This is a genomic window from Brevibacterium sp. S111, from assembly GCF_004745075.1.
Taxonomy (GTDB): Bacteria; Actinomycetota; Actinomycetes; order Actinomycetales; family Brevibacteriaceae; genus Brevibacterium.
In genome coordinates this window covers 1-26,912 of sequence record NZ_RHFH01000002.1, presented here as the reverse complement: position 1 = coordinate 26,912, position 26,912 = coordinate 1, and the positions used below count along the sequence as shown (strand labels likewise).

25 protein-coding genes are annotated in these 26,912 nt (G+C 65.4%); 18 read left to right on the top strand and 7 right to left on the bottom strand.

Translation table 11 applies throughout. From position 1 onward, the window contains the following. The first annotated feature begins 150 nt into the window (after positions 1 to 150). The 7 genes from EB836_RS02450 (at position 151) to EB836_RS02420 (ending at position 7,935) form a co-directional block, all read left to right on the top strand. The gene (locus tag EB836_RS02450) at positions 151 to 1,314 is read left to right on the top strand and encodes a thiolase domain-containing protein (protein WP_135537544.1); all 1,164 of its coding nucleotides are present in this window, start codon (positions 151 to 153) and stop codon (positions 1,312 to 1,314) included. Then, a complete protein-coding gene (locus EB836_RS02445; protein WP_135537543.1) occupies positions 1,314 to 2,981 on the top strand; it encodes an AMP-binding protein in 1,668 nt (555 codons plus the stop codon). The genes EB836_RS02450 and EB836_RS02445 overlap by 1 nt, the downstream gene beginning before the upstream one ends. Next, a complete protein-coding gene (locus EB836_RS02440; RefSeq protein ID WP_205683279.1) occupies positions 2,978 to 3,856 on the top strand; it encodes an SDR family oxidoreductase in 879 nt (292 codons plus the stop codon). Before EB836_RS02445 ends, EB836_RS02440 begins: the two co-directional genes overlap by 4 nt. A 77-nt stretch (positions 3,857 to 3,933) precedes the next feature. Next, positions 3,934 to 4,974 (top strand): DctP family TRAP transporter solute-binding subunit, encoded by a 1,041-nt coding sequence (locus EB836_RS02435; RefSeq protein ID WP_240689553.1) that lies wholly within the window; start codon positions 3,934 to 3,936, stop codon positions 4,972 to 4,974. A gap of 1 nt (position 4,975) precedes the next feature. After that, positions 4,976 to 5,518 (top strand): TRAP transporter small permease, encoded by a 543-nt coding sequence (locus EB836_RS02430; protein WP_135537542.1) that lies wholly within the window; start codon positions 4,976 to 4,978, stop codon positions 5,516 to 5,518. Continuing rightward, the gene (locus EB836_RS02425) at positions 5,515 to 7,065 is read left to right on the top strand and encodes a TRAP transporter large permease (RefSeq protein WP_135537541.1); all 1,551 of its coding nucleotides are present in this window, start codon (positions 5,515 to 5,517) and stop codon (positions 7,063 to 7,065) included. Before EB836_RS02430 ends, EB836_RS02425 begins: the two co-directional genes overlap by 4 nt. A gap of 102 nt (positions 7,066 to 7,167) precedes the next feature. Next, positions 7,168 to 7,935: an SDR family NAD(P)-dependent oxidoreductase gene (locus EB836_RS02420; RefSeq protein WP_135537540.1), complete on the top strand. Its 768-nt coding sequence runs from the start codon at positions 7,168 to 7,170 to the stop codon at positions 7,933 to 7,935. 80 nt (positions 7,936 to 8,015) lie between these two features. Here EB836_RS02420 and EB836_RS02415 read toward each other — a convergent pair whose 3' ends face one another. Next, complete coding sequence (locus EB836_RS02415) at positions 8,016 to 9,038, bottom strand: DUF296 domain-containing protein (protein ID WP_135537539.1); 1,023 nt, start codon at positions 9,036 to 9,038, stop codon at positions 8,016 to 8,018. A gap of 98 nt (positions 9,039 to 9,136) precedes the next feature. Further along, positions 9,137 to 9,832, bottom strand: coding sequence for a YoaK family protein (locus tag EB836_RS02410; RefSeq protein WP_135537538.1), 696 nt, complete (start codon positions 9,830 to 9,832; stop codon positions 9,137 to 9,139). Positions 9,833 to 9,950: 118 nt separating this feature from the next. On the opposite strand from EB836_RS02410, the gene EB836_RS02405 reads away from it, so the two are divergent. Continuing rightward, the gene (locus EB836_RS02405) at positions 9,951 to 11,756 is read left to right on the top strand and encodes a gamma-glutamyltransferase (RefSeq protein ID WP_135537537.1); all 1,806 of its coding nucleotides are present in this window, start codon (positions 9,951 to 9,953) and stop codon (positions 11,754 to 11,756) included. Positions 11,757 to 11,863: 107 nt separating this feature from the next. Beyond that, the gene (locus EB836_RS02400) at positions 11,864 to 12,583 is read left to right on the top strand and encodes a GntR family transcriptional regulator (RefSeq protein WP_135537536.1); all 720 of its coding nucleotides are present in this window, start codon (positions 11,864 to 11,866) and stop codon (positions 12,581 to 12,583) included. Between the two features lie 56 nt (positions 12,584 to 12,639). Here the strand turns inward: EB836_RS02400 and EB836_RS02395 are convergent, their stop codons facing one another. Next, the gene (locus EB836_RS02395; RefSeq protein ID WP_135537535.1) at positions 12,640 to 13,140 is read right to left on the bottom strand and encodes an SRPBCC family protein; all 501 of its coding nucleotides are present in this window, start codon (positions 13,138 to 13,140) and stop codon (positions 12,640 to 12,642) included. A gap of 1 nt (position 13,141) precedes the next feature. Then, positions 13,142 to 13,552: a metalloregulator ArsR/SmtB family transcription factor gene (locus EB836_RS02390; protein ID WP_135537534.1), complete on the bottom strand. Its 411-nt coding sequence runs from the start codon at positions 13,550 to 13,552 to the stop codon at positions 13,142 to 13,144. A gap of 324 nt (positions 13,553 to 13,876) precedes the next feature. Here EB836_RS02390 and EB836_RS02385 point away from each other — a divergent pair, with 324 nt between their 5' ends. The 3 genes from EB836_RS02385 to EB836_RS02375 all read left to right on the top strand — a co-directional run bounded on the left by EB836_RS02385 (position 13,877) and on the right by EB836_RS02375 (position 17,218). Further along, entirely contained in the window at positions 13,877 to 15,322 is a 1,446-nt protein-coding gene (locus tag EB836_RS02385; RefSeq protein WP_135537840.1) for an amino acid permease, read from the top strand. Then, the gene (locus EB836_RS02380) at positions 15,319 to 16,236 is read left to right on the top strand and encodes a universal stress protein (RefSeq protein ID WP_135537533.1); all 918 of its coding nucleotides are present in this window, start codon (positions 15,319 to 15,321) and stop codon (positions 16,234 to 16,236) included. The genes EB836_RS02385 and EB836_RS02380 overlap by 4 nt, the downstream gene beginning before the upstream one ends. 130 nt (positions 16,237 to 16,366) lie before the next feature. After that, a complete protein-coding gene (locus EB836_RS02375) occupies positions 16,367 to 17,218 on the top strand; it encodes a fumarylacetoacetate hydrolase family protein (protein ID WP_135537532.1) in 852 nt (283 codons plus the stop codon). A 3-nt stretch (positions 17,219 to 17,221) separates the two neighbouring features. On the opposite strand, the gene EB836_RS02370 is transcribed toward EB836_RS02375, so the two are convergent. After that, the gene (locus tag EB836_RS02370; RefSeq protein ID WP_135537531.1) at positions 17,222 to 19,012 is read right to left on the bottom strand and encodes a hypothetical protein; all 1,791 of its coding nucleotides are present in this window, start codon (positions 19,010 to 19,012) and stop codon (positions 17,222 to 17,224) included. Between the two features lie 173 nt (positions 19,013 to 19,185). On the opposite strand from EB836_RS02370, the gene EB836_RS02365 reads away from it, so the two are divergent. Beyond that, complete coding sequence (locus EB836_RS02365) at positions 19,186 to 20,466, top strand: CaiB/BaiF CoA-transferase family protein (protein WP_135537530.1); 1,281 nt, start codon at positions 19,186 to 19,188, stop codon at positions 20,464 to 20,466. Positions 20,467 to 20,515: 49 nt separating this feature from the next. Continuing rightward, a complete protein-coding gene (locus EB836_RS02360) occupies positions 20,516 to 21,094 on the top strand; it encodes a dihydrofolate reductase family protein (protein WP_135537529.1) in 579 nt (192 codons plus the stop codon). A gap of 60 nt (positions 21,095 to 21,154) precedes the next feature. Here the strand turns inward: EB836_RS02360 and EB836_RS18375 are convergent, their stop codons facing one another. Continuing rightward, positions 21,155 to 22,096 (bottom strand): hypothetical protein, encoded by a 942-nt coding sequence (locus tag EB836_RS18375; RefSeq protein WP_240689552.1) that lies wholly within the window; start codon positions 22,094 to 22,096, stop codon positions 21,155 to 21,157. A gap of 1,033 nt (positions 22,097 to 23,129) precedes the next feature. On the opposite strand from EB836_RS18375, the gene EB836_RS02350 reads away from it, so the two are divergent. The 4 genes from EB836_RS02350 to EB836_RS02335 all read left to right on the top strand — a co-directional run bounded on the left by EB836_RS02350 (position 23,130) and on the right by EB836_RS02335 (position 26,494). Beyond that, positions 23,130 to 24,089: a hydroxymethylglutaryl-CoA lyase gene (locus tag EB836_RS02350; protein WP_135537527.1), complete on the top strand. Its 960-nt coding sequence runs from the start codon at positions 23,130 to 23,132 to the stop codon at positions 24,087 to 24,089. Between the two features lie 250 nt (positions 24,090 to 24,339). Further along, positions 24,340 to 24,843, top strand: a complete 504-nt coding sequence (locus EB836_RS02345; protein WP_135537526.1) for an NAD(P)H-dependent oxidoreductase — start codon at positions 24,340 to 24,342, stop codon at positions 24,841 to 24,843. Positions 24,844 to 25,045: 202 nt separating this feature from the next. Continuing rightward, positions 25,046 to 25,597, top strand: coding sequence for a dihydrofolate reductase family protein (locus EB836_RS02340; protein WP_135537525.1), 552 nt, complete (start codon positions 25,046 to 25,048; stop codon positions 25,595 to 25,597). Between the two features lie 138 nt (positions 25,598 to 25,735). Then, entirely contained in the window at positions 25,736 to 26,494 is a 759-nt protein-coding gene (locus tag EB836_RS02335) for an aldolase/citrate lyase family protein (RefSeq protein ID WP_167854325.1), read from the top strand. 114 nt (positions 26,495 to 26,608) lie between these two features. Here EB836_RS02335 and EB836_RS18595 read toward each other — a convergent pair whose 3' ends face one another. Next, positions 26,609 to 26,872, bottom strand: coding sequence for an IclR family transcriptional regulator C-terminal domain-containing protein (locus EB836_RS18595; RefSeq protein WP_276606421.1), 264 nt, complete (start codon positions 26,870 to 26,872; stop codon positions 26,609 to 26,611). Positions 26,873 to 26,912: the final 40 nt, after the last annotated feature.

Genomic DNA, 26,912 nt, shown 5'->3' with positions numbered 1-26,912 from the left:
ACGTGCTGAGCTGCGGCGGCGAGGGGAGACGGAGGGACTGCCACGACACCGATGTTCCATATCGTGGATTTTCTTTGACCATCTGATGGGACCGGGAAAGTATGAGGGACAGTGCTCGTCCCGCAGAGCCCGGTACCCGAAGGAGTGTCCATGTCAACGCCTGCAATCATCGGCTGGTCCCACGGCAGGTTCGGCCGGTCCGAGTCACCGCTGCCGCAGATGATGGCCGACGTCGCCCGTGATGCCATCGCCGATGCTGGCCTCGAGCCGACCGATATCGACGTCATCCACGTCGGCGTATTCAACAACGGACTCTCCCGCCAGGGCTTCGAAGCCGCACTGCCGGGCACCGTGTTCCCCGAACTCGCCCGCATCCCGGCCCACCGGCACGAGAACGCCTGTGCCACCGGATCCGCCGCGATCTTCGCCGCCCACGACACGATCGCCGCCGGCCGCCACCGCACCGCGCTGGTCATCGGCGCCGAACGCATGACCCAGGCCTCGGGCCACGACGTCAACGAAGTGCTGCTCAGCGCGAGTTTTCGCGAAGAGGAAGAGCACCTGAAGTCCTTCGCCGGAGTATTCGGCGAGATCGCCCGACAATACTTCGACCGCTATGGCGATCATTCCGAGGCCCTGGCGAAGATCGCCGCGAAGAACCACGCCAACGGCGCACAGAACCCATTGGCCCACATGCAGAAGGACCTCGGCTTCGACTTCTGCAACACCGTCGGTGCCACCAACCCCTACGTCGCCGAACCCCTGCGCCGCACCGACTGCTCGATGGTCTCCGACGGTGCCGTCGCCCTGGTCATGGGCGCCGAGGAGGTCGCCGCCTCCGCCCCGCAGGCCGTGACCTGGCGCGGAATGGGCAACGCCAACGACGTGATGCCGCTGTCACAGCGTGATCCGCTGGAGATGGCCGGCGCCCGCGCGGCCATGGACCAAGCGCTGCAGTCCGCCGGCATCAGCATCGATGCCCTCGACCTCCTTGAGACCCACGACTGCTTCACAATCGCCGAACTCCTCGAATACGAAGCCTTCGGACTCGCCGCCCCAGGTCAGGGCCACACCCTCCTCGACGAAGGTGCGACCGCCATCGACGGCCGCCTGCCCGTCAACCCCTCCGGCGGGCTCAAAGCCAAGGGGCACCCCATCGGCGCCACCGGAGTGTCCATGCACGCCCTGGCCGCCGCCCAGCTGACCGGCCGCTCGCCCGGCATCCAGATCGAGGACCCGGAACTCGCGGGAGTCTTCAACATGGGCGGCGCCGCCGTGTCGAACTTCGCCTCCGTGCTCGAGCGCGTTCGCTGATGCGCACAATCTCCCAGACCTCCCCGGCCAAGGACTTCACGCCCACACCTCGGCGCGGGGTCAACGTCTCCCACTTCCTCACACAGACCGCCCGACGCCTGCCCGAGCGGCTTGCCGTCGTCGACGACGATCACGGGCAGCGCTGGACCTGGGCCGAACTCGACGCCCGCGCCGAGGCGCTCGCCGCCGCCCTCCAAGCAGGCGGGGTCGGCCGTCGCGACACCGTCCTCCTGCTCTCGGCCAACCACGCCGAGGTGATCCAGTCCTTCTGGGGGATCCTCCGTGCCGGAGGCGTCATCGCCCCACCGAACGCGGCCTTGTCGACCGAGGAGCTGCTGGGCATCAGCGCCGAGGTGGCCCCCGCCGCCGTCATCGCCGACCGTGCCCACTCCGACTTCGTCACCGCGCTGGTGGCCGAAGGCTTCACCGGCCCCGTCCTGTGGATCGGCGAGCTGCCCTCATCGAGCGGACCACTTCGCGCCGAGGGGACCGGCTCCAACGAGTCCTCTCGACGCGAAGCGGTCCGCTCGGCGCACGCCCCCGCGGCCGTCGACTCCACCGTCGACGAAGACGACCCCTGCTGGTACTTCTTCACCTCCGGATCGACCGGCCGGCCCAAGGCCGCGACGTTCACGCACCGCCACCTCGGCGCGGTGCTGGCGAACCATCGCTGCGACCTCTTCCCCAACGAGGACGAGACCGGAGCTTCCCTCGTGCTCGCGCCGCTGTCGCACGGGGCGGGCATCCACATGCTCGCGCAGGTCTTCGGCGGCACCCCGTCGATCATCCACCCTGGCGGCAAGCCCAGCCAGGAGTCGCTGTGGCCGGCCATCGACGCCTACGGCATCACGAACGCCTTCACCGTGCCGACGATCCTCAACCGCATCGTTGCCGGCTGCCCGGCCGGACGCGGACCCGAGGACCACACCTTGGAGCGCATCATCTACGCCGGTGCCCCGATGCTCGCCGCCGACCAGGCACGTGCTCTCGAGCGTCTCGGCCCCTATCTCGTCCAGTACTTCGGGCTCGCCGAGGTGACCGGAGCGATCACGGTCCTCGGTCCCGACGACCACGGCCGGATCCCCGTCGACTCCGCTGGCATCGGCACCTGCGGGCGTGCCCGCACCGGAGTCGAGATCATCATCCTGAACGACACAGGCGCGGAACTGCCCGTCGGCGTTCAGGGCGAAGTCTGCGTGGCCGGGCCGACCGTGTGCGCCGGCTACCTCGGCCGTCCCGATGCGAACGCCGAATCCTTCGCAGGAGGCGTCTTCCACACCGGCGACATCGGCTACCTCGACGCGGCCGGCTACCTGTTCCTCACCGGCCGGAAGTCGGATATGTACATCTCCGGGGGATCGAACGTCTATCCGCGTGAGATCGAAGAACTCCTCCTCACCGACACCGAGGTGGCCCAAGCCGTCGTCGTCGGCGTGCCCGATCCGCAGTGGGGAGAGATCGGCGTGGCCGTCATCGAACGGACGGTCCCCGCCGCTGCCGATGACCTGGAGGAACGACTGGATCGGCTGTGCCGATCAAGGCTCGCCGCATACAAAGTGCCCAAGGAGATCCACTTCGTCGAGACCATGCCGGTCACGGCGTACGGCAAGCTCGCCCGCAAGGAGATCAAGGCCGAATATTCGCAGGGACGGGGCAGCGCACGATGAACACGGCAGGCAGGCTGGCGGGCACGACGATCATGGCGATCGGGTGCGGCACCCCGGACGGGGAGGTCAACAACGGCTTCGCCGCAGCGATCGCGTTCCTGCGCGAGGGTGCGCGCGTGTGCATCGTCGACCGCGATCCGAACGCCCTCGACCAGGCACAGCGCGCCCTCGCCGAGGCGGCCGCCCGGCCCGAGACCGACCGCGGTGGCCACGGCGGGCAGGGCCGCCTCGGCGGGGTCGATCTGGAATCCCACCTGACCACGGCCGTCGCCGATGTCGCCGACGAGGACTCCCTGGCCGCGGCCTTCGCCCACTGCGCCGAGCGCCTCGGCGGACCGTCCGTGCTCCACTTCAACGTCGGCGTCGTCGTCAACGGGGGAGTCGACGAACTTCCCAGCGAGGGTTTCCGCCGGGCACTCGACATCAACCTCACCGGCGCGTTCACCGCGATCAAACACGCGCTGCCGCACATGCGTGCCGCGGGCACCGGGTCGATCATCACGGTGTCCTCGATCGGCGGGATGCGCTACATGGGGTATGACTACCCGGCGTATGCGGCCTCGAAGGCCGGGCTCATCGAACTGACGAAAGTCGTCGGCGCGCAGTACGCGGGCGAGGACATCCGCGCGAACTCGATCGCCCCGGGCCTCATCGAAACCCCGCTCATCCACCGTTCGATCACGGGCCACTACGACTCGGTCGAGGACATGCTCGCCGCCCGGCACGCGCAGTCGCCGACGGGGGCGATGGGCCGGCCCGAAGACGTCGCGGATCTCGCGGTGTTCCTCGCCTCGGACGAATCGGCCTACATCAATTCCACGCTCATCCCCGTCGACGGGGGACTGACCCACTGGGCGGGGATGCCGAAGCGGTGACCGGCGGGGCCGCCTCGGGGCAGCAGCGCGCCGAGAGACCACGAATGTGACAGGGAAATAGGGAGATGAAGGAGGCAATGGTGCCGAGAACACGGACGACGAGAACCATGCTCGTGTGGTCCGCCGTGCTGATGGTGTGCGCCCTGCTGCTGGCGGGGTGCGGAACGAACTTCGGCACCACGGACGACGGCAAGCAGCGCTACCGGTGGAAGATGACGGTGACGACCGGGTCGACCTCGACGTGGTACCTCGCGGCGGAGAAGTTCGCGAAGGATCTCGAGGCGGAGACCGACGGGCGGATCACCATGAAGGTCTTCGGCAATGAACGGCTCTCCGCCGGTGAAGCCACCGCCGGTGTCGAACAGCTCATGGACGGGGCGAAGGACTTCTCCTACAACTCGCCGATCATCTACGCCGGCGTCGACCCGCGCTTCGGTGCCGTGACCGCGCCGTTCATCTTCGACACCGTCGAGGACGGGCAGAAGGCGCTCGCCGGCGAAGGCGGGGACGTCTACGGCGATTACCTCGCCGAACGCGGAGTGCACCTGCTCGGCTTCGGCGAATCCGGGATGCGGCAGCTGACGAACACGCACCGGCCCATCCACACCCCCGAGGACATGCGGGGCATGAAGTTCCGCATTCCCGGCTTCGGCATGTACACCGACCTCTACCGGCAGATCGGGGCGAACCCGACGACGATGCCCTTCGGCGAGGTCTTCACCGCCCTGCAGCAGGGAGCGATCGACGGGCAGGAGAACCCGATCGACGTCATCTACTCGGCGAACCTGCAGGAGGTCCAGCCGTACCTGACACTGTGGAACTACTCCTACGATCCGCTCATCCTCGGCGTGAACAAGGACCTCTTCGACTCCCTGACGCCGGAGGATCAGAAGCTTGTCACCCGCCTCGCCGGTGACGCCAACGAGTTCCAGATCGAGAAGAACCGCGACGGCGAAGAGAAGCTCATCGCAGAACTCAAGGACTCCGGCATGGAGGTCAACGAACTCAGCGATGAGGAGAAGGACGCCTTCCGCACGAAGCTGAGTCCGATCTACAGCGAATACCGCAAGGTCTGGGGACCGGACATGGCCCAGGCGTTCATTCCGAAAGGACTGTGAGATGAGAGCCATCAGATTCTTCGAGGACTGGGTCGTCATCGCCTCGTTCATGGTGATCGTCCTCGTCACCTTCGTCAACGTCCTCTCCCGTTACATCTTCAAGGCCTCACTGGCCTTCTCCGAGGAGATCACCATCAACCTCCTCGTCGTGCTCACGATGATGGGAGCCGTCGTCGGGATCCGCCTCGGCGCGCATCTCGGGTTCACCTACCTCGTCGAGCACGCGAAGGGCCAGGTCCGCCGCTTCCTGCTCATCGCCGGCACCGTGCTCATCGTCGCCTTCCTCGCCGTGCTGCTGATCTGGGGCGGCGAGATGACGATCGCGCAGGGTCTGCGCGGCCGGGCCACCCCGTCGCTGGGGATCCCGCAATGGCTGTTCACCCTGTCCATCCCGCTGGCCGGTGCGCTCGGAGTGCTGCGCAGCATCCAAGCCCTGCGGACGGCTCTGCATGAGGACACCTCCGCCGAGGCGGTCATCGAGCGCCTCGCCGTCGAAGCCGCCCCGGTCATCGACGCTGACGAATTCCAGGGAGGCCGGAAATGATCACGCTCCTGCTCTTCGGCAGCTTCTTCCTCTTCCTCGGCCTCGGGATCCCGGTGGCCTTCTCCCTCGGCCTGGCCGCCGTCGTCACCCTCGTGACCACCGACGGCATTCAGGTCCTCGATGTCGTGCCCTCGGTGATGTTCCCGTCGATGAGTTCGGGCACGCTGCTGGCGATCCCGTTCTTCATCCTCGCCGGCATCGTCATGCAGTACACGGGCATCTCGCAGCGGCTCGTCGACCTTGCGTTCCTCATCTTCGGCCGCCTGCGCCACGGCCTGGCCGCGGTGACGATCATCTCCGCGTTCTTCTTCTCCGCGATCTCCGGATCAGGGCCTGCCACCGTGGCGGCGATCGGTGCGATCCTCATCCCGGCGCTCGTGCGCAACGGGTACCAGAAGAAGCACGCGGTCTCCCTCGTCGCGGCCTCCGGATCGATGGGCATCGTCGTGCCGCCGTCGATCGCGTTCATCATCTTCGCCGTCGTCGCCGCCGAGTTCGGATCGATCTCGATCTCCCGGCTCTTCATCGCCGGCATCGTGCCCGGCATCATCATGGCTCTCGCCTTCTTCATCGCCGCCCTGTTCGTGCCCCGGGTGCGTGAACTGGCCGGCCTGCCGGTGAAGGCGAAGACCGACACCGAGGCGGCCGCCGGGTCCGGTGCGACCGGACCGGCAACCGGCGCCTCCACGTCGGCAAATGCTGCGTCCGGGTCGGCGAACGGTGCGTCCGGAACCGGCGGTTCGGGTGACAGCGCGGCAGGGTCGAAGACGCAGCTGCTGACGACGAACGGGAAGGCCGCCTCGGCGAGTTCCGGGGTCTCCGGTTCAGGACCGGTCGGGTCTGGGGACCCGACTGCCACGGTCGATCCCGAGGGCGGGTTCGGGGAGATCCTCACCGCTCTGGTCAAGGCGATCCCCGGTCTGCTCATCCCGGTGATCATCCTCGGCGGGATCTACGGCGGCATCTTCACCCCCACCGAGGCGGGAGCCGTCGCATCCGTGTACGCGCTCATCGTCGGGGTGTTCGTCTACCGGGAACTGACCTGGAAGGACATGCCGAAGGTGTTCCTCGAATCCGGGGTCTCGACCGCGGTCATCATGTTCATCGTCGGCGTGGCCAGCCTGTTCTCCTACGTCATCACCGTCGAAGGGGTGGCCGATCGGATCTCGTCCGCGGTGCTGTCGGTGACGGACAACAAGTACCTCATCCTCGCGGCGATCACGATCATCCTGCTCATCGTCGGCGCCTTCGTCGACGCGATCAGCGCGTTCTACCTGTTCATCCCGATCCTCGTGCCGATCCTCATCGGCGTCGGTGTGGATATGACGACGATCGGTGTGTTCATGACCGTCAACCTCGCCATCGGTCTATTCACCCCGCCGGTGGGACTCAACCTCTACGTGGGCGCGGGCATCGGGAAGATCAAGCTCGAGGAAGTGGTGCGCGGGATCGTGCCGTTCCTCATCTGCGCGATCATCGCCCTGCTGCTCATCACCTACATCCCGGCGCTGTCGAACTGGCTGCCCGATCTGCTCGGGGTCGGGTAGACGGGGCTGCCGCCGCGGCATCGGCGCCTTCGGGTGCCGGTGCCGGGTGAGTTCGACCGGGCGCCGGACGGCGCTTCACTCAATTCTTCTCAAAGGAGAGTCATGGAACCGTATCTGCTCACGAACAAGACCGCGCTGGTCACGGGTGCCGCCCAGGGCATCGGTCTGGCCATTGCCACGGCGTTGGCCGACAGGGGCGCCTCGGTCGGTATCGTCGACCTCAAGGGTGCCGAGGATGCGGCGGCGGGCCTGGCGCAGACGTACCCCGAGCAGCGGTTCGCCGCGTTCTCCCTCGATGTCCGTGACGTCGACGAGGTGACCGCCGCGGTGGGGTCGTTCGTCGAGACCTTCGGCTGCCTCGACATCCTCGTCAACAACGCGGGCACGGCCGCGCGCATCGGCATCGACGAGATCACCGCCGAACAGTGGCAGCGCGACATCGAGACCAACCTCGGCGGGACGTTCAATTTCATCAAGGCCGCCGTCCACCCGCACATGGCCGAGGCCGGTTGCGGGTCGATCATCAACATCTCCTCGATCTCGGGCATCAACGGCGGAGCGGTCTCCGACGGGGAGGCCGGTGCCCGGTCCGGCCCTGCCTATGCGGCGAGCAAGGGCGGGATCATCGCCCTGACGAAGTGGGTGGCCAAGGAATACGGCCGGCAGGGCATCCGCTGCAATTCGGTGGCGCCCGGCCCGGTCGAGTCCGCGCTCACTGTCGGGCAGACGTACGACACCTCGGGGCAGGCGCTCGACCGCATGGGTCAGCCGAATGAGATCGCCGAGGCGGTCGCCTACCTCGCCACCGACGGTGCCGCGTTCACGACCGGACAGATCCTGCGTGTGGACGGTGGGGCCGTGATGTCGTGAGCTGAGTCTGAGCCTCTGCGGGGACGCCCCGGTGTACGAAGGTGCCGGGGCGCCTTTATGAGCTGGTCAGCGGGTGCGTTTCAGGCCGTGCGGCGAACGAAGAGTTCGAAGGTCACGGCCACGGGATTGGCGCCGGGTTCGAGGGTGCCTCGGGTGACCTGGCCCGCGACGTCGACGACTTCTCCGGTGAGGACGACCTGCGGGGCTGCGTCCTGCGCGCCGGTCGGGCTCGACCCGAGTGAGGTCGCCGTGGTTGAAATCGCCCCGGTCGAGGTCGCTCCGGTCACGGTGCCGCTCAGGTGCGTGAACTCGACGGCTGGCCACGGAGCAGAGCCGTCGACGAAGACCGCTCCGGTCGTGCTTCCGAGGCTCGCGGTCACCTCGGCGGAGTCGAAGCCGGCGCTCCGGCAGACGGCGAGCACCGCCTCGTCGAGGATCTCACCGGGACGAATGCGCGAGACCACGGCATCGGGTGGGCCCGGGGTCAGGCGGTCCGACTCGGATGGAGTCGGTGCGGCCGTCGGGCTGGGGGAGGCCGGTTCGTCCGGGTGAGGAGCGAAGGCGGAGAACCCGGTTTCGGCATCGACATCGCTGATCAGCCGGGCATCGGGCAGCGCGAACACGCGGACCCGCAGACCCTCCGGCCCGGCAAGGGTGCCCGGCAGCAAGTGGCCGCCCTTGATTGTGCCGTCGGCTTGTGTCCACGAGGCATGGATGTGGCAGAAAGGTGTGCCGTCGCGGAACCCGACGGTGGCGGCGGCATGGGCCAGCCGCGCGGGGTGGTCGACTGTGAAGGCTTCGGTGAAGGACATCGGGTGCGCGGCGTCGGGGCCGTAGGCGGGGTGGACGAAGGCGATGGGCCCGAACTGACCGGACACGAACTCGGCGGTGAGACCCTCGACGGCGAAGTCGGCCAGCGCCTGCTCGAGGGCGGCGAAGACATCTGTGCCTTCGGTGAGGTCGATGATGTGCTCCGTGAATCGGGTGGGCACGGAGACGATGCGCGGGTGCTGAGGCGGCCCGGCGTGGACGACGGCGGTTCCCGGTGTCTGGAGGGGAAAGGTCGGCTGCGGCAGATTCCGCGTCTCGGCTCCGTTGCTCATGTCTCGATTATCGTCGGCGGCGCTCGCCGGTGTCGCCGAGGATCCATCTTGTGGAACAACAGGACGTCGCGGCCGCGCTGAGGAGGCGCGAGGGATGATCAGGCGTTCGATGGGACGGTGGCGGCCGCCTCGGCGTGAGCGCGCTTCTGACCGCGGTGGCCGATGATGGTTGCGATGGCGATCATGACGGCGACGAGGGCGATGCCGATCCACTGATTGAGCGCCAGCGTCGCGGCTCCGGCGAGGGCGCCGACGAGAATGAGGATGACGGCCAGCAGGCGCCGGACCCAGCGGACGCTGCTGCCGCCGGCCAAACGGGAATCGGAGGCGAGCCCGACGATCGTCGAGGTCACGACGACGGTGGTGACGTCGGCGATCTTCATCTTCCTCGCCGCCGCGGCCTGCGCGCCCATGAGAGCCGAGAGCGCGGAGGTGAAGATCGTGCCGGCGAGGCCGATCTCGGGATCGGGTACGAGGCCGACGTAGAGCGAGAGGCCCGCGCAGCCAGCGGCGACGATGCCGAAGATCAGCGTCGTCCGGCGGTGCCAGGCTTCGCCGATGTCGCCGAGGATCCGGCCGGACAGGGCGGCGCCGATCATGAAGAAGACGAGTGCGAGGGCGGGGCGCAGAACCGGAACGTCTTCGGCGCCGGCCAGGCCCATGCCGAGGATGACGACGTTGCCGGTCATGTTTCCGGTGAAGACCTTGTCGAAGCCGAGGTAGCCGATGGCATCGACCATGCCGGTCGAGAAGGTCAGCAACAGAAGCATGGCCAGGTCGAGTCGACGTGTCATAGGTGCCCTTTCGGTCATTTTGTATACAAAACGATAAGCAGTGCCGCAATTGTGTGCAACTATGAAGAGGGCAAGCAGTTCCGTCCAGCCCTCGAGAACTCTCCGAAGGATCCGATCGATGCCATTCACGCCTCCCGCTGAATTCACCACTCGCCCGACCCTCGAAGGTCACTTCGGCATGGCCGCCTCGACGCATTGGCTCGCCACCGCCGCGTCACAGGCTGTACTCGAGCGAGGTGGGAACGCGTTCGATGCCGCGGTGGCGGGTGCCTTTCTGCTTCATGTCGTCGAACCGCATCTCAACGGCCCTGCCGGAGACATGACCGGAATCTTCGCGACCGCCGCGGATCCCGGTGCTCCGCAGGTCATGATGGGCCAGGGGCCAGCTCCTGCGGCGGCCACGATCGAGCACTACCGCGGCGAGGGGCTCGACATGGTCCCCGGTGCCGGTGCGCTTGCGGCAGCAGTTCCCGGCGCAGTCGATTCCTGGCTCAACCTGCTCGAACACCATGGCACCTGGGAACTGGCCGAGGCCCTCGAGTTCGCGATCGACTATGCCGACAACGGTCATCCGATCCTCGAGCGAGCGGCGGGCACCATCGCCAAGGTCCGCGAACTCTTCACCGAGCACTGGCCGACATCGGCGGCCCTGTGGATGCCCCGAGGAGAGGTCCCCGAGGCCGGCGAAACGGTGTGCAATCACGCCTATGCTGATGTGCTGCGCAGACTCATCGCTGCCGGTGAGGCAGCGGATTCGCGGGAAGAGCGGATCCGTGCGGCACGACGGGAGTGGAAGTCCGGCTTCGTCGCCGAGGCGATTGCGGAGTTCATCGTCACCCCGCACCGCCATTCGACGGGCGGCGATCATGCGGGAGTCATGACGGTCGAGGACATCGCCGGCTTCGATGCCCACTTCGAACCGCCGGTGACCATCGAGTTCCGGGGATTCGAGATCGCGAAGATCGGTGCGTGGGGCCAAGGTCCTGTGCTGCTCCAGGCGCTGAAGATCCTCGACGGCTTCGATGACGAGCGCCTCGACCCGTCGAACGAACTCGGAGCGCACACGATCCTCGAAGCGCTCAAGCTGGCGATGGCTGACCGTGATACCTATTACGGCGACGGCGATGTCGACCTCGACTGGCTGCTCAGCGACGAGTACGCCGCATCTCGTCGGAGGCTCATCACCGATGTCGCATCACCCGAGTTCCGGCCCGGCGAGACCCGGGCAGGCCAGCGCTCGGCGTTCACGCCTCCGCTCCTCCTCGAAGGCGCCGATCGCGAAGAGCTCATCAGAGCAGGCATCGGTGAGCCCACGGTGCAGAAGAACGGTGTGAACAACGGAGACACCTGCCACATCGACGTCGTCGACCGATGGGGCAACATGATCTCGGCGACACCGTCGGGCGGCTGGCTGCAGTCCTCACCGACCATCCCGCAGCTCGGATTCTGCCTCGGAACCCGTCTGCAGATGACGTGGCTCGATGAGAAGGCGCCATCGGCGCTGGCGCCCGGCAAGCGCCCGCGGACGACTCTGACCCCGACGCTGATCTCGAAGGACGGCGATCCTGTCATCGCACTCGGATCTCCGGGCGGCGACCAGCAGGAACAGTGGCAGCTTCTCCTGATCCTGCGTCTGCTCGTCGGCGGCTACGAAGCGCAGCAGGCCATTGACGCACCGGCCCTGCACACCACATCGTTGGCGGCCTCATTCTGGCCGCGCACCTGGGTCCCGGGTGGCGCCGTGGTCGAGGACCGCCTCGGCGAGGATGTCATCAACGGGTTGATCGCCCGTGGACACGTTGTGACACGGGCGGGGGACTGGGAGTTGGGGCGGCTGTCCTGCGTGACCCGCGATCCCGGGACCGGACGAATCACTGCTGGAGCGAATCCGCGTGGCGCACAGGGATACGCGGCGGGCAGATAGGGCGGCCGCGAGGTGAGGTCCTGCAGCTGCCGCGGGCCTGAGACGATGGTGATGTGTTGGACTGCAGAAGGACAGAGCGATGAGTACCGCGGAATGGGGCAGAGTCGATGGCTGAGGATACGAGTCACAGTCGTGCGGATGCCTCCGGGGTCTCGAGCAGTCTTGCCGTCGGGGCGCAGATCCGCAGCGACATCATCAGGGGAGTGCACTCTCCCGGTGCCAAACTTCGGGAAGTGGCGTTGGCCAAGCAATACGCGGTCTCGCGGATCCCGATCCGGGAGGCGCTGCGCGCGTTGGAGGCCGAGGGGCTCGTCGAATCCCGCGCCTACAGCGGTTCGATGGTCGCGCCCTCACCGGTCGAGGACGCCGACGACCTGTTCGAGATCCGCATCGTGCTCGAGGCTGCGACCGCCAAGCGTGCGGCGAGACGAGTGGCCGAACTCGGAGCCGAGGACGCGCCGGACAACCAGTGGCAGCGGCTGCGTGAGGAGATCGATGAGATCCTCGCAACCGGCGATATCGTCATCCGGCAACAGCGCTTTGACGACCTCGCCGCACTGAATACGCGGTTCCACTTCGCCGTCGCGGGCCTCAGCGGCAGTCTGTCCCTCATCAGCCTTCTGCGTCAGATCTCGGGCAAGATCGAGTGGCTGTATTCTCTCAACCTCATGCGCCGAGGGCCTCAGGCCTGGCCCGAACACCGGGAGATCATCGCGGCCATCGACGCCGGCCAGGAGGAGAAGGCGGCCGAGGTCATGGCACGCCACGTCCGCCGCAGTCGGGATTCCTACTTCGCCATGATGTCCGAACTCCCCAGCGCTACCTGACGGCGGCGCAGCAACTTCGCGCGAGGTTGCTGCGCCGCCGTCAGGTGGCAATTGGGTCAGGATTCGCCAAGAAGCCTGTCGAGCTTGTTGTAGCCCTCGACAATGCCGTGCTCCATGCCCGAGGCGACCATGCCGTCACGGGACTCGAGTGAATCGAAGACCGACGTCGCGGTCAGTCGCGTCCGCTCGTCGCCGAGGTCGGTCAGAGTGAGGATCTCGAGGTTGACCGCATCCGGGAAGCCTTCGAAGGTGAAGGTCTGGACGATGCGTTCGTTCTCCCGCACCTCGTGGAACGAGCCGAAGAACGCGTACTCGCCGCGATCATCGGTCGACACGTAGCTCCAGTTTCCGCCCGTACGAGGATTCCATTCGCGGATCGTGTTCGTGATCGTGTCCGGCCCGCACCACTGGACGAAGAGCTCGGGGTCGATATGGGCCCGGAACACCTGATCCGGGGTGGCCGCGAAATCGCGGGTGATCGACACGGTCTGCACCCCCTCGGGGACGTCGAGCTTGAGCGTCGAATAGTCGGCTGCGGTGTCGCTGGTGGTCGTCATGTCATGCTCCTTTGCGTGATTTTCCGTGGGATGAAGTGTCCTCGGACCGCTTCGCCGAGGCGGCGCTCGCATCCGAGTCGCGCGTTGCCTCGTCCGCGTCCATCTGTGCGAGGACGGCATCGAGACGTTGATAGCGGTCTTCTGCCTGCTGGCGGTATCTTTCGATCCACTTCGTCATCAGATCGAACACGTTGTCTTCGAGGTGGACCGGTCTGCGCTGGGCTTCACGGGTGCGGGAGACCAGTCCGGAGTCCTCGAGCACCTTGAGATGTTTCGACACGGCCTGCACGCTCATGTCGTAGGGTTCGGCGAGCTCATTCACCGTCGCGTTCGCAACACTGAGCCGTGCCACCATGTCCCGCCGAGTCGGGTCGGCCAGCGCTGCAAAGATCTTGGACAGCTGATCGGCCATGGAACCCCCGTGCATCGACGTCGAAATCAGTATTCAACCAAGTGGTTGATTTAAGGGTACCGCCGTCCGGCACAGTATTCAACCGTTTCATTGAATAAGGAATCGGTTGCCGCGGGTTCCCGCTGTCACCTGGACTGATGCAGTCAACGGTGGGGCCGCCTCGGTGGTCGTCGACTGATTTCGTACCGAAGATTTCCCGCGGGTATTGAACCTTCCGGCGAAGTCTGTCGTATTGTCACAATAGCGGCGAGCCGGAAACGCATCTGCCGGATGTGCGGCCGGGTTCGTCGGCGGTCGTACTGACAAGGATGTCTGGAGAAGATGATGCCCACCCTGCGACAGCAGCTGTTTCGGATCAAACCGGTGCCTCGGCAGAAGGAAGATGTCGAGACCGACCTCAAGCGCACGATCGGACTGTTCTCACTGACGATGGTCGGCGTCGGCTCGACGATCGGCACCGGCATCTTCTTCATCCTCTCCGAATCCGTGCCCGTGGCGGGGCCGGCCGTGATCTGGTCGTTCGTCATCGCCGGAGTCGTCGCCGGCCTCGCCGTCATCTGCTACGCCGAGCTCGCCGGGTCCGTTCCCGTCTCCGGATCCTCCTACTCCTATGCCTATGCGACGCTGGGCGAACTGCCGGCGATGGGCGTGGCCGCCTGTCTGCTCCTCGAATACGGCGTCGCCGGAGCCGCCGTCGCCGTCGGCTGGTCGCAGTACGTCAACCAGCTGCTGTTCAATCTCTTCGGCTTCCAGATCCCGCACGCTCTGGCCTACGCGCCCGAGGAGGGCGGCATCGTCAACCTCCCGGCGATCCTCCTGCTCGCGATGTGCTGCTTCCTGCTGGTCCGCGGCACCGGCGAATCCATCGTCGTCAACGCGATCATGGTGTGCCTGAAGATCGGCGTCCTCATCTTCTTCGTCTGCGTCGGCGTCACCGGTTGGAACACTGACAACTTCTCCGACTTCGCTCCCTTCGGCATCTCCGGGGTCGTCGCCGGGTCCGGACTGATCTTCTTCAGCTACGTCGGCATGGACGCCGTCGCCACGGCCGGAGATGAGACGAAGAACCCGAAGAAGACGATGCCCCGGGCCCTCATCTCCGCTCTCATCATCGTCACCAGCGTCTACGTCCTCGTCGCCGTCGCCGCCCTCTCCGCCCAGCCGTGGGAGAAGTTCGAGGGCCAGACGGCAGGCCTGTCGGCCATCCTCGAGGGCATCGTCGGTTCCCAATGGCCGGGCACCGTCGTCGCCGCCGGTGCAGTGATCTCGATCTTCTCCGTCACTCTCGTGTCGATCTACGGCCAATCGCGGATCCTGTTCACGATGGCCGGCGACGGCATGATGCCCAAGCTCTTCCGTGAGGTCAATCCCCGCACCCTCACCCCGGTCAAGGGCACGATCGTCGTCACCGTCGTCATCGCGATCCTCGCCGGGTTCATCCCGCTCAACTTCCTTGCTGAGATGACCTCGATCGGCACCCTCGTCGCCTTCGTCGTCGTGTCCCTGGCCGTGATCATCCTCCGCGTGCGCGAACCCAACCTCGAACGCGGTTTCAAGGTCCCGTTCTATCCAGTGCTGCCGGTGCTCTCGATCATCGGCTGCTTCTGGATCATCTCGAGCCTGCAGCTGATCACCATCGTCGTCTTCGTCATCTGGACCGGACTCATCCTCTGCCTCTACCTCATCTTCGGCCGCAAATCCTCCGTCCTCGGTCGTCAGCTCGCCGAGGCGGGACCCGCCACCTCTGACTCCGCAGGAGGAGACAAATGAGCATCGTTGTCGGCATCGCCCCAGGTCAGGACAATCGCGCGGCGGTCGAGCTCGGCATCGTCCTCGCCCGCACCTACGGTCACCGGATCGTTGCAACCGCGATCAACTCCGCCGCCTTCCCGATGGCGCCCGTGCACTTCGAGGGACAGTACGAGAAGAAATACCGCAAGATCGCCGAGGCGGCCCTCGACGAGGCGCGAGCGCTCATTCCCGGCGACATCGAGTCCGAGGTCGTCCTCCACACCGCGCGGTCATCCCGGCGTGGTCTGCTCGAGATGTGTGAGACGGCCGATGCGTACCGGCTCGTCATCGGCCCCTCCGCCGACGGTGAGCCCGGCCGGATCGGTCTCGGCTCGGTGTCGAATGGGCTGCTCCACAGTGCCCGACTGCCGGTGGCGCTGGCTCCGGCGGACTTCCGTGCCCCGGAGGGGGCGCGGCTGGAGCGGATCACGGCCGCGTATTCCGGGTCGACCACCTCGGCGAATCTCATCCTCGGTGCCGCGATGGTCTCCGCGCAGTCGGATGTGCCTTTCCGCATCGCCTCCTTCGCTCCGCGCTCGCGGGTGGTCGCGACCGCCGGGGTCGGCTTCGATATGGAGTCGAGTGTCGTCGACGAGTGGACGAAGGTCGTCCGGCGCGACACCGACAGGATCCTGTGTTCGATCGATCAGCTGCACATCAAGCCTGGTGAGACCGATGTCGTTGTGGGCACTGGCCGGGATTGGGCTGCGGCGCTGACCGCCGTCGAGTGGAAGCATCCGGAGCTGATGATGCTCGGGTCGTCCGGGCTGGGCGCGCTCAAACGGGTGTCTTTGGGCAGCCATGCGATGCGGATCCTGCAGAACTCCCCGGTGCCGATCGTCGTCGTGCCCCGCCGCGCGAAGGCCGACTACATCCGCCAGCAGACCGTCTGAGGGCTGCATTCGCAGCGGCACGGCGCCGAGGGTGTCCAATACTTGAACGGTTCCAATGTAGCGCGTCCGGTTTCGTTAGCGTGGCCGCAGGTCACAATGACGTGGCCGACACAGAGTAGAGAGGAACCGCATGGAACTGCTGCGCCTGGGACCGATCGGCCACGAGATTCCGGTGGTCGGCAGCGATGGAGTCTGCTTCGACCTCCGCCCGCTGACTGACGACATCGACTCGAACTTCTTCGCCTCCGACGGCATCGAACGCGTCCGCGCTGCGCTCGACGCCGGTGAAATCGCACCTTTGGCCGGCGCCGAGGAGATGCGCATCGGCCCACCTCTGACCAGGCCGTCGTCCATCGTGTGCGTGGGGATGAACTATGCCGCACACGCTCGCGAAGCCGGTGCCGAACCGCCGGAGCGCCCCGTCGTCTTCTTCAAGATGCCCTCGACCATCGCCGGACCCACCGACCCGATCGAGCTGCCGCCCTATGCGACGAAGGCCGACTGGGAGGTCGAGCTGGGAGTCGTCATCGGTTCCCGGGCCTTCCGGGTCGCCTCGGCGGAGGAGGCCTATTCCCACGTGGCCGGCTACGTGCTCGCCAACGATCTGTCCGAGCGTCGCCTGCAGATCGAGGAATCCGGCGGCCAGTGGTCGAAGGGGAAGAATCTGCCCGGGTTCACCCCGCTCGGACCGTGGATCCGCCCCGCCGCCGAGGTGGATCCCAGTGCCCTGCGACTGCGCAGCTGGGTCAACGGCGAAAGTCGGCAGGATTCGACGACTGCCGACCTCATCTTCTCCGTCGGCGAGATCATCTTCCAGCTCAGCCAGGCGATGGTCTTCGAGCCCGGTGACCTCATCCTCACCGGCACTCCGCAGGGCGTGGCGATGTCCGGACAGTACCCGTTCCTGGCCGATGGAGACACGGTCGAGCTTGAGCTCGAAGGTCTCGGTCGGCACCGTCAGGTCGTGACCGTCACGGGCTGAGCCTCAGTCTGCCCAGTCTTCCCAGTCCTCGGGAAGATCGTCCCAGTACGTGTCGCGGTCGGCGACGATGCGCTGCCGCCTCCGCGAGATGAGGTATCTCGGGTCGCCGAGGACGACTTGGGGTTCATCGAGCTCGAAACCGGCGGCGCGCAACATCTTCTCGGCATGCGCCTTCGGCGAGGTCGAGACGCCGAGGTGGCGCTGCAGCTCTCCAATCGTCATGTCGCTCTCGCTGCCCCATTGGCTCGAGAAGAGGTTGTTGTCCTTCCCGACGATCCAGAACAGTGCCGCGAGCAGACTCCGGTCGGCGATGCGACGGCGGAAGATCGCGGGGTCGCCTCGTCCGATCGTTGTGAGGAACCGCAGTGCGGCCGTCGCGAGCTCCGGCTCGTCGAACACCTCGTCCGCGATCCGCCAGATCTCCGGCACCAACGAGTTGAGGCGGTCGACAACGTCTTCGGCCACGCCGCCAGTGTCGAGGCCTTCGGCGGGCAGCGGCTCCTCGGTCAGTGCCTTCAGAGCCTCGATGCCGCCGACCGCTTCGGCTCCGCTGCCGACGAAGATCTCGGCCAGCTTCGAAGCGTGATCGCTGAGGAAGGACTCGTCTGCGATCACGTCGTCGAAGTCCGAGGAGAAGATTGAGTCGTCGTTGTCTCTGCCGGTGAGGAGCCGTGTGAAGAGGTCCATCGTGCTTTCGCCGCCGAGGTGGTCCCCGCGGACTCGGGCCGTGTATTCCTCTCGGTTGTCCTCGATCGCGGCAAGAGCATTGTCCGTGAAAGAGCGATCGACTCCGCTGCGATCGTTGGCATAGCGGACGAGCGCGGCCAGGGCGCTCGGCATGGTGAGCAGATTGTCCTCGGGCGCCATCACTTTGCGCGGGTAGAGGTCGCACATGAGACGCTCGACGAAAGTGCCTGACCACCTCAGCGGATCATTGTTGCCGTAGTTGCATTGGAAGTCGAAGAGCAGGTGGGCGTGCTCGATCTCCTCTTCGGTCAGTTCTTCAGCGAAGCGTGAGGCGCGGAAGTCCTTGACGAGTTCATCGATCTCCTCCGGTTCCCACATTCTGATCTCGTAACCGGTGCCGCTGTCGGGAAGCTTCCGCAGCATCCATTCGAGCAGCGGTCGGGTGCCCGGCCAGCTTTCGGTCTCAATCGGTGGAAGCATGTGGGTGCTCATCTCCAGGGCCTCACTCAGCCTGGCGGCGGCATCGGGCAGGCTGAGGGTGACGACGTCGACGGGTGCCGGAAGGTCGGTGCGGCTGAACTCGACAAGACTCGACAGAGGTCCAGCGGCGAGGTAGGCGTCTTCGAGATAGGGTGAGCCGGTGCGATCCACGGCGACAGCCAGAGTGGCTGATCGGCCGGCCGTGGAGATTTCGAGCAGGATCGTCTCTTCGATCTTCACCGGCGACACGAGGGCAGCGGCGCGGAAGGGCCTGATCTCATCGGCGCGGCGGATCCATTCCGGCAGGCGTTTGGTGTTCGGGGTCGGGAGCATTTTGGCGATCCGACGGCCGAAGAGCATATCGTCGAGCATCTGCGCCCAGATCCTCACCAGCGGTTCGGTCTCTTCGGGTGTTGCCTCGAGCATCTGCAGGGCGAGCTCCGAAATCGGGGGCAGCTCTTCTGCCTCCTCGTCATCGTCGTCGTCCGGGCCGAAGGCGGCCAGCATGGTGCTGGCGATGTCGAGCAGCATGACCGGACTCTCGCTGTGGGAGGCCTCCTCGAGCAGGTCGAGAAGCTCGGGCTCGTCAGCGTGAGAGGGATCGAATGAACCGGGTGGAGGAGTCATGGGCTCTACGCTACTGCGTGTGTTCTCTGGCGCACAGTCGTGGGGCGTGGGACTGCGCCGACAGCGTGTATTCGAGATGGCCGGCGCCAGCTTCTGCAGATGGTTGGTGGGGTCGGGCAAGGCCGCAATCGTGGCACCATGGAGAGGATCAGCCACGACGAAGGAGCATCGCAATGAGCACGCGCCGACTTCCCCTCACCGGTGTGCGAGTCCTCGAACTCGGCAACTACATCGCCGCGCCCACAGCAGGCAGGATGCTCGCGGACTTCGGCGCCGAGGTGATCAAGGTCGAACGCCCGGAGACCGGTGACGAGCTGCGCAATTGGCGCCTCAAGGCCGGCACCACCTCGATGCTCTACCGCACGATCAACCGCAACAAGAAGTCCGTCGTCCTCGACCTGCGCAGCGAGGAGGGGCGGACCGCTGCTCTCGAGCTCGTCCGCCGCTCCGACATCGTGTTGGAGAACTTCCGCCCCGGCACGCTCGAGAAGTGGGGGCTCGGACCGGACGTCCTCGAAGAGGCCAACGCCGACCTCGTTCTCGTGCGCATCTCCGCGTTCGGGCAGACCGGCCCGATGTCGGCCCGTCCCGGCTTCGCCGCCGTGGCCGAAGGCTACTCGGGCTTCCGCGAGCTCGTCGGCGACCCCGACCGCCCGCCCGTGCGCGTGGGCGTCTCCATCGGCGATTCGATCGCCGGGATGCAGGCGGCCTTCGGCGCGGTGATGATGCTCTTCGACCGTCAGCGGCAGAAGATCGCCGGAGCCGCCGAGGCGGTCGTCGGCTCCGCACACAGCTTCGAAGGGGAGGGCCCGCTGTCGGAGCGGACCGTCGACGTCGCGCTCAATGAGGCGATGTTCTCCGTGATGGAATCGCTGGTCCCCGACTATTCGGCCTTCGGTGAGGTCCGCACCCGCACCGGGGGTCGGATGGAGGGCATCGCGCCCTCGAACGGCTACCTCTGCGCCGGTGGGAAGTCCGTCGTCATCGCCGGTAACGGGGACGGAATCTTCACCAGGCTGATGACCGCGATCGAGCGGCCCGACCTCGCCGAGGATGCCGAACTGCAGACGAACGCCGGACGGTGGGACCGGCGCGAGGAGCTCGATGAGGCGATCGGAGCGTGGTGCGGGCAGCGCTCGGTTGAGGACGTTGTCGAGGCTTTGGAAGAGGTGGGTGTCCCGGCCGGCCCCATCTATACGGCCGAAGACCTCGTCGCCGACGAGCAGCTGGCCGCGCGCGGAATGATCCAGAACCTCGATGTCTCCACCGGTGAAGAAGTGCTCGAGGACGTCGCGTTCCCCGGCATCACCCCCGTCATCGGCGGTGAATCGATTGCGATCGACCACCTCGGACCCGACCTGGGCGAGCACACCGATGAGGTGCTGTCGTGGTTGGGACTGGGGTCTGGCTCCGGAGCAGACCGGGACAGCCGGGACGACGGCCAGGAAGACTGAGCGCGGCAGACCCTTCTCGGCGGTGCCCGCCCAGGTCTATTCTTAGGCCATGGGCGAGCTGAGATACTCGATCAACGTCACCGTCGACGGCTGCTGCGATCACCGCGTGGGCGTCATCAGCGAAGAATTCCATCGGCATCATGCCGAGAATCTCAAGCGTGCCGACGGTCTGGTGTTCGGGCGCGTGACGTACCAGATGATGGAAGACGCCTGGCGCAGGCCGCCCGGTGACACGACTCCCGAAGCCGACCTCGATCCGTTCGTCGAGGCCATCGACCCGGCTCGCAAGTACGTCGTCTCGAGCACATTGGACAGCGTCGACTGGAACTCCGAACTCATCCGCGGCGACCTCGACACCGCCATCCGCGGACTCAAGGAACGGTCAGTGACGGGACTCGCGGTCGGGGGAGTGACGCTGCCGCTCGCCCTGGCCGAACTCGGTCTCATCGACGAATTCGAATTCGTCATCCACCCCTGCATCGCCGGCCACGGCCCCTACCTCTTCGCCGGACTGAGCGAAGTGGTCGATCTCGAACTCGTCGGACGCGACGAACTCGAGTCGGGGCACGCCATTCTGACGTATCGCCTAAAACAGAGCTTGCCGCTTGATACTCCGCACGATCGCTAAGCAGAGGTGTCACGCCCCACTTTGGAGTTTGGATTAGATTTTATGGGGATATGGGTGTGATCAATCCAATAATTCCAAAACTATGGAATACTTGTGGATGTGGAAGCTCAGGATGTTCGAGACCTTGCTGAGGCTGGCGAAACTCTGACCGTCGAATTCAAGTCGGACCGTCGCGAAGCGATGAAGGACGACAAAATCGCAGAGACTGTTGTGTGCCTCGCGAACGGTCGTGGAGGGTCGCTGCTTATCGGAGTTGAAGACGATGGCAGTATTACCGGTGCACGTAAGCGGCATGGTGAGGTCACTGACCCCCTTCGGCTTCAGGCTGTGATCTCGAATAGGACAGTCCCTCCGGTGGTCACCAGCGTGGAAGTCGTCCGCGTAGGCGAGCTGGACGTGATTGTCGTTGAGGTTCCACGGGCAGACTCTGTGACGGGAACTAAGAAGGGTCTGTACCTTCGGCGTGCTCTTCAGACCGATGGAACACCTCAGTGCGTACCGTTTCATGCGCACGAGATGCTCGCAGATCGAATCGAGCGGGGCGAACTCGACTATGCTTCGATAACTGAACCGGGCGCGACAATGAGTGACCTTGATCCGCTCGAATTCGAACGGATGAGGAAACTTGCTTCGACGAGCTCTAGCGGTGCCAGCGTTTTGACTACGCTCACCGACTTTGAGCTTGGTCGTGCGCTTGGCGTGATAGATGGGCGTGAGGATGCGGCCGTCATCAAACGTGGCGCGCTCTTGCTGTTCGGTCGTACGGATGCGATACGTCGTTTCGTTCCAACACATGAAACTGCGTTTCAGGTCTCTGAAGGGTCGGTGGTTAAGCAGAATGTGTTTGCCCACGACCCATTGTTCAAATCCGCAGAAGATCTTTTCGCGCAGGTTCAAAGATTCAACGATGAAGACGAGCTGGATATTGGGCTTACGCGAGTTTCGATTCCGAGAATCCCTCCGGTAGCTGTGCGAGAACTGATTGCGAACGCTGTCGTCCACCGGGACTACACGATGCCTGGCCCAATTTCCGTGCAAATGAGCGATTTGGACTTGGCCATATCCAACCCGGGAGGGTTTCCTAGGGGCGTGACGCTCGACAACTTCCTCAGCATGTCGCGACCTCGGAGCAGGATTCTGGCTGAGGCATTCTTGCGAGCGGGGTTGGTCGAGCGCACAGGGCGCGGTATCAGCCGTGTATTCGAGTGGACGTTGCGCACTGGCAGGACATCTCCGGACTATTCGCGAACAGATTCTTCTCGCGTCGTTGTCTCGTTACCAATAGGCAACCCCGATCTTTCGGTGGTGAAGTTTGTCGTCGAGCATGATGAAGCAGCCGGCCGTCCCTTTTCGCTCGCTGAACTCCAAGTTGTTCATGCACTTCTCGACGATCCGAAACTGACTTCGGGGGAATTGGCGCGAATCACACAAGCAGGCGAAATCGCGACTCGCAGTACTCTCACTCGCCTGGTTGAAGGGGGAGTCGTGGAGATGCGTGGGAACGGTCGCGGGCGCAGGTATACGTTGAGCGCGGCTACCTACCGGGACCTATCGACTCCGTCCAGCTACGTTCGAGTGCGCTCCTTCGACGATGTCCAGCAAGAGCAGATGGTACAAACATATGTGCGTTCACACGGGTCCATTACACGAAGGGAAGCGGCTGACCTCTGCTCCATAACCTCTGAAGAAGCTAAGGGGTTGCTCCGTTCCATGAGAGACAAGGGATTGCTTGACATGGTGGGGGAACGTCGAGGCGCGCGATACATCGGCCCATCGACTTCTGAATAATTGTCTTGGGGAGTGAACGGGCCAAAGCAGCTCAAATTCTCGACATCGGCCAGCGTTTCTCTCCCTCACATGTAGGCGGAGTCCCGATAAACGGAACTCCCAAGGGGGCAATTCTCCCTGCCCTCTCACATGTCGAAACTTCCCTGTTCCGCGCCGTCAGCGCCATGTATAACAAAAGTGACGCTGTGCATCGGAGCGCGGCGACGGTTCGTTTCCCGTTCTGCGGGAGCAGAAGCGAAGGAGTCCCATGGCCAGGCCGACCACCGTCGAGATCCTCGACACCACCCTGCGTGACGGGCTGCAGATCGAGAAGGCGATCGTGCCGACTGACGTCAAGGTCGCGCTCGCCGAGAAGCTCATCGCCGCAGGATTGAACCAGATCGAAGTCGGGTCCTTCGTCAATCCGAAGAAGGTCCCGCAGATGGCCGACACGGACGAGCTCCTGCGCAGGTTGGCCCCGCACGAGGCCGACGGTGTCGAGTTCTACTCGCTCGTCTTCAACCTCAAAGGTGCTCAGCGGGCCGTCGACGCCGGGGCGAAGAACATCAAACTCGTGCTCTCAGCCTCCGAAGGGCATTCGAAGGCAAACTCCGATGCCTCGATCGCCGAGGCTTCCGACCGGCTCATGGCCGCGGCCGTCTTCGCCCGTGACCAGGGGGTGCGCTTCGACATCACGACCGCTGTGAGCTTCATCTGCCCCTTCGACGGAATCACCGAGGCGGACCACCTCGTCGAGGTTCTCCGTCCCTTCGACGAAGCCGGATCACACGGCATCGGGCTGGCCGACACCATCGGGAATGCGAATCCGTCGCTGCTGCGTCGGAATACCTCGGCGGTGATCGAAGCCTTCCCAGACAAGCCGGTCAACCTCCATCTCCATGACACCTATAACTTTGGTATGGCCAATGTCGCGGCCGCCCTCGAGCTGGGAATCGCGAACTTCGACGCGGCCATGGGCGGACTCGGAGGCTGCCCCTTCGCCCCGGGCGCGGCCGGCAACATCGGCACCGACGACCTCGTCCATCTCCTGCACCGCGAAGGAGTGGCCACCGGCGTCGACGTCGAAGCACTCACGGAGGTCCGCGACCCGCTCATTGCAGCCGTCGGACACCCGCTGACCTCGAGCCTGTCCGACATCCCCGCGACTCCCGCAGCCTTCGACGCCCGGTTCGCGCCCGCCTCGGCGAATCAGGCGGCGGGCAGCTGACGAGGGCAGGAGCCTGTTGCCCTTCCCCGCGGCCCTGACCCGGTCAGCCGGGGGTCTTGAGGATCGGCAGAAACTCATGGCAGCCAAGGACGCGCGTCGGCGGAATGGCAGTGGAACGGTGTTGAGATGAGAACGGATATGTCATTCACGGGGTCCGGCCCGCACTCCGGGGAATAGTCTTGAGCGAAATCGGTGACGCCGAGCGCGGCAGCCGTGGAATCACGCACAAGCCACAGCGGGAGGACCCCAAATGACCACACGCATCGCCGTCGTCGTCGGCAACCCGAGCCCCGGCTCGCGGACCAGGCAGGTGGCCGAAGATCTCGCCGCGAAGGTCGCTGGCATCACCGGGTCCGAGATCGACGAAACCATCGAACTCGCCGAAGTGACCGATGAGATCTTCGAATGGAAGTCCGACCGTCTCGACAAACTCACCGAACGTCTGTCCACCGCCGACTACGCGGTCATCGCCACTCCGACCTACAAAGCCAGCTACACCGGGCTGCTCAAGGCCTTCCTCGACCGGTACGACGCAGGCGGTCTGCATGGACTGATCGCGATCCCCGTGTTCACCATCGGGTCCCCGGCTCACACTCTCGCGGTCGAGACGACGCTTCGGCCCCTCCTCGTCGAGCTCGGCGCAAGCGTACCGACGAAGGGACTGGCCTTCCCGACAGCGAAGTTCGAGGACCGTGAGAGCGTGCTCGACGATTGGGTCGAAAGCCAGAGGGTGTATTTGGCGTCGCGAAGCTGACGCGTCGACGCCGAGCCCAGTCTTCAGCTCGGCCAACCGACAGCAGCTTGGTCCATGGACCAAGCTGCTGTCGGGTCACCGAGCCGTTAGGGGCACCCAACGCGCGGCACGCACCTCCGGCACAAAACTGCCCATCCTTCGGCCGGCGCTTCCTTCGGCGCAATAGGATGAAAGAGAGATCGACTCAGGAGGACACTGCATCGTGCCACGCACCGTCTACTACACCGCGACCACGCTCGACGGGTTCATCGCCGACCCCAAAGACTCGCTCGAATGGCTGCTGCGCCAGACCGAAGAGCCGCCCGACGACGGATTCATCGATGGCGTCGGCGCAATCGTCATGGGCGCGACGACCTACGAATGGCTACTGCGCAACCTCGACGGACCCTGGCCCTACAGCGTTCCCACCTGGGTGATGACCCACCGGAACCTCGGCCTGCCGAAAGCCGAGGAGGACGGGAAGAAGCCCGACATCCGATTCGCGAAGGGCTCGGTCTCCGACCGCTACTTCGAGATGTGCACGGCCACCGGCGACCGCGACCTGTGGGTGATGGGCGGCGGCGACCTCGCCGGGCAGTTCGCTGACGAGGGATTCCTCGACGAGATCATCACTTTCACGGCTCCCGTGGTCCTCGGCAAGGGCCGCCCGCTGCTGCCGCGTCGTCTCGATCTCGAACTCATCGAAGTCGGGCACAGCGCTCCCTTCGTCATCGCCCGCCACCGGGTCATCGGTCCTCTTCTCGAAGACAGCTGACCGCCCGGTTGACTGTGGCGCAACCCTCGCCGAGGCGGCCCGACGCTGCGTACGCACCGATGGGGCCGCCTCGGCGAGGTTGATCCGGATACCGGGCACCTCTGGTGGGCGGGTGAGGTTTCGTGATTCGATGCAGGCATGACTGCTGCGATTGAGAATCATCGGGCCCGCCTGCGCGCGGGGGAGATCTACAACGGACTGTGGCTGATGTCGACGAGCCCGGAGCTGGCGAAGATCGGGTCGGCGGCCGGATTCGACTATGTGAGCATCGACCTGCAGCACGGGCTGGTGCGTCCCACCGATGTGCTGCGACTGACCGACGCCGTGCGCGCCAGTGGGGATGCGCTCGTGACTGCTCGGGTGGCGGCGAACCGATTCACGGAGATCGGTGCGCTCGCCGACGCCGGCGTCGAAGCGATCATCGTCCCGCTCGTGTCCTCCGTCGCCGAGGCGGAAGCGGCGGTGGCCGCGCTCGACTATCCCAGCCGCGGCGGCGATCGATCCTGGGGACCGACTGCCGAGATCATGCACAATGCCGTGCAGGATACCCGGGACGAACGCCCGCTGCTGTTCGTCATGATCGAGAACAAGGAAGGCCTGGCCGCGGTCGAAGATATCTGCGCCGTGCCCGGCGTCGACGGGGTCTACGTCGGCCCGTCGGATCTCGCCTTCGCCGTCGGCGCGCTGCCGGGACAGCCGAATGACGCCCACGCCGAGGCACTCGTGCGGATCCGCACGAGTGCCGATGCCGCCGGGGTGGTTCCGGGAATCCACTGCGGCGACGGTGCGGAAGCCAAGCTGCGCAAGGAGCAGGGTTTCCGCTTCATCACCTCGTGCGGCGACCTCGGCGCCGCGGGCCGCGCGTTCCGCGAGGACCTGGCAAACGCCCGCTCGTGACCCCTTCTCAGCAACCTTGATCCTAGCAAGAGGGGATCAGCCTGTCTGGCCGTAGATTCTTCGTGAGAGCTCATCGGCGGCGGCACTGATCTCGGCGACCAGCTCGGGCTGCTTCTATTCGGGCAGGTCGGTGCTGCCAAAGGTGACGGCGACCGCGGCGGCCGGCCACCCCATGTGGTCTATGACCGGAACAGCCAGTGTGGTCAGGTCGGGAGTGACATCGCCGTCTTCGAACGCGAACCCGCGTCGCCGCACTGCGTTGAGCACGACCTTGAGTTCGGAATACGAAGAAAGGGGTATCCATTTAAATCCCGAAACCGGGATCCTGGTACCGAGGTAGGCTGAACAGACGAATAGAGGGCTCCCGCGCTGCGCCAACAGCCGGGAGCGTGGACATACACCAGGAAGGGGTGTACGT

What these genes read in the sequence shown, in the direction of transcription:
- EB836_RS02350 (WP_135537527.1), top strand. Translation starts at nt 23,130, where the DNA reads ATGGCCAGGCCGACCACCGTCGAGATCCTCGACACCACCCTGCGTGAC.
- EB836_RS02400 (WP_135537536.1), top strand. Translation starts at nt 11,864, where the DNA reads ATGGCTGAGGATACGAGTCACAGTCGTGCGGATGCCTCCGGGGTCTCG.
- EB836_RS02415 (WP_135537539.1), bottom strand. Translation starts at nt 9,038, where the DNA reads ATGAGCAACGGAGCCGAGACGCGGAATCTGCCGCAGCCGACCTTTCCC.
- EB836_RS02390 (WP_135537534.1), bottom strand. Translation starts at nt 13,552, where the DNA reads ATGGCCGATCAGCTGTCCAAGATCTTTGCAGCGCTGGCCGACCCGACT.
- EB836_RS02430 (WP_135537542.1), top strand. Translation starts at nt 4,976, where the DNA reads ATGAGAGCCATCAGATTCTTCGAGGACTGGGTCGTCATCGCCTCGTTC.
- EB836_RS02385 (WP_135537840.1), top strand. Translation starts at nt 13,877, where the DNA reads ATGCCCACCCTGCGACAGCAGCTGTTTCGGATCAAACCGGTGCCTCGG.
- EB836_RS02365 (WP_135537530.1), top strand. Translation starts at nt 19,186, where the DNA reads ATGAGCACGCGCCGACTTCCCCTCACCGGTGTGCGAGTCCTCGAACTC.
- EB836_RS02445 (WP_135537543.1), top strand. Translation starts at nt 1,314, where the DNA reads ATGCGCACAATCTCCCAGACCTCCCCGGCCAAGGACTTCACGCCCACA.
- EB836_RS02425 (WP_135537541.1), top strand. Translation starts at nt 5,515, where the DNA reads ATGATCACGCTCCTGCTCTTCGGCAGCTTCTTCCTCTTCCTCGGCCTC.
- EB836_RS02410 (WP_135537538.1), bottom strand. Translation starts at nt 9,832, where the DNA reads ATGACACGTCGACTCGACCTGGCCATGCTTCTGTTGCTGACCTTCTCG.
- EB836_RS02435 (WP_240689553.1), top strand. Translation starts at nt 3,934, where the DNA reads ATGGTGCCGAGAACACGGACGACGAGAACCATGCTCGTGTGGTCCGCC.
- EB836_RS02375 (WP_135537532.1), top strand. Translation starts at nt 16,367, where the DNA reads ATGGAACTGCTGCGCCTGGGACCGATCGGCCACGAGATTCCGGTGGTC.
- EB836_RS02420 (WP_135537540.1), top strand. Translation starts at nt 7,168, where the DNA reads ATGGAACCGTATCTGCTCACGAACAAGACCGCGCTGGTCACGGGTGCC.
- EB836_RS02370 (WP_135537531.1), bottom strand. Translation starts at nt 19,012, where the DNA reads ATGACTCCTCCACCCGGTTCATTCGATCCCTCTCACGCTGACGAGCCC.
- EB836_RS02440 (WP_205683279.1), top strand. Translation starts at nt 2,978, where the DNA reads ATGAACACGGCAGGCAGGCTGGCGGGCACGACGATCATGGCGATCGGG.
- EB836_RS02380 (WP_135537533.1), top strand. Translation starts at nt 15,319, where the DNA reads ATGAGCATCGTTGTCGGCATCGCCCCAGGTCAGGACAATCGCGCGGCG.
- EB836_RS02405 (WP_135537537.1), top strand. Translation starts at nt 9,951, where the DNA reads ATGCCATTCACGCCTCCCGCTGAATTCACCACTCGCCCGACCCTCGAA.
- EB836_RS02395 (WP_135537535.1), bottom strand. Translation starts at nt 13,140, where the DNA reads ATGACGACCACCAGCGACACCGCAGCCGACTATTCGACGCTCAAGCTC.
- EB836_RS02450 (WP_135537544.1), top strand. Translation starts at nt 151, where the DNA reads ATGTCAACGCCTGCAATCATCGGCTGGTCCCACGGCAGGTTCGGCCGG.
- EB836_RS02335 (WP_167854325.1), top strand. Translation starts at nt 25,736, where the DNA reads ATGACTGCTGCGATTGAGAATCATCGGGCCCGCCTGCGCGCGGGGGAG.
- EB836_RS02360 (WP_135537529.1), top strand. Translation starts at nt 20,516, where the DNA reads ATGGGCGAGCTGAGATACTCGATCAACGTCACCGTCGACGGCTGCTGC.
- EB836_RS02345 (WP_135537526.1), top strand. Translation starts at nt 24,340, where the DNA reads ATGACCACACGCATCGCCGTCGTCGTCGGCAACCCGAGCCCCGGCTCG.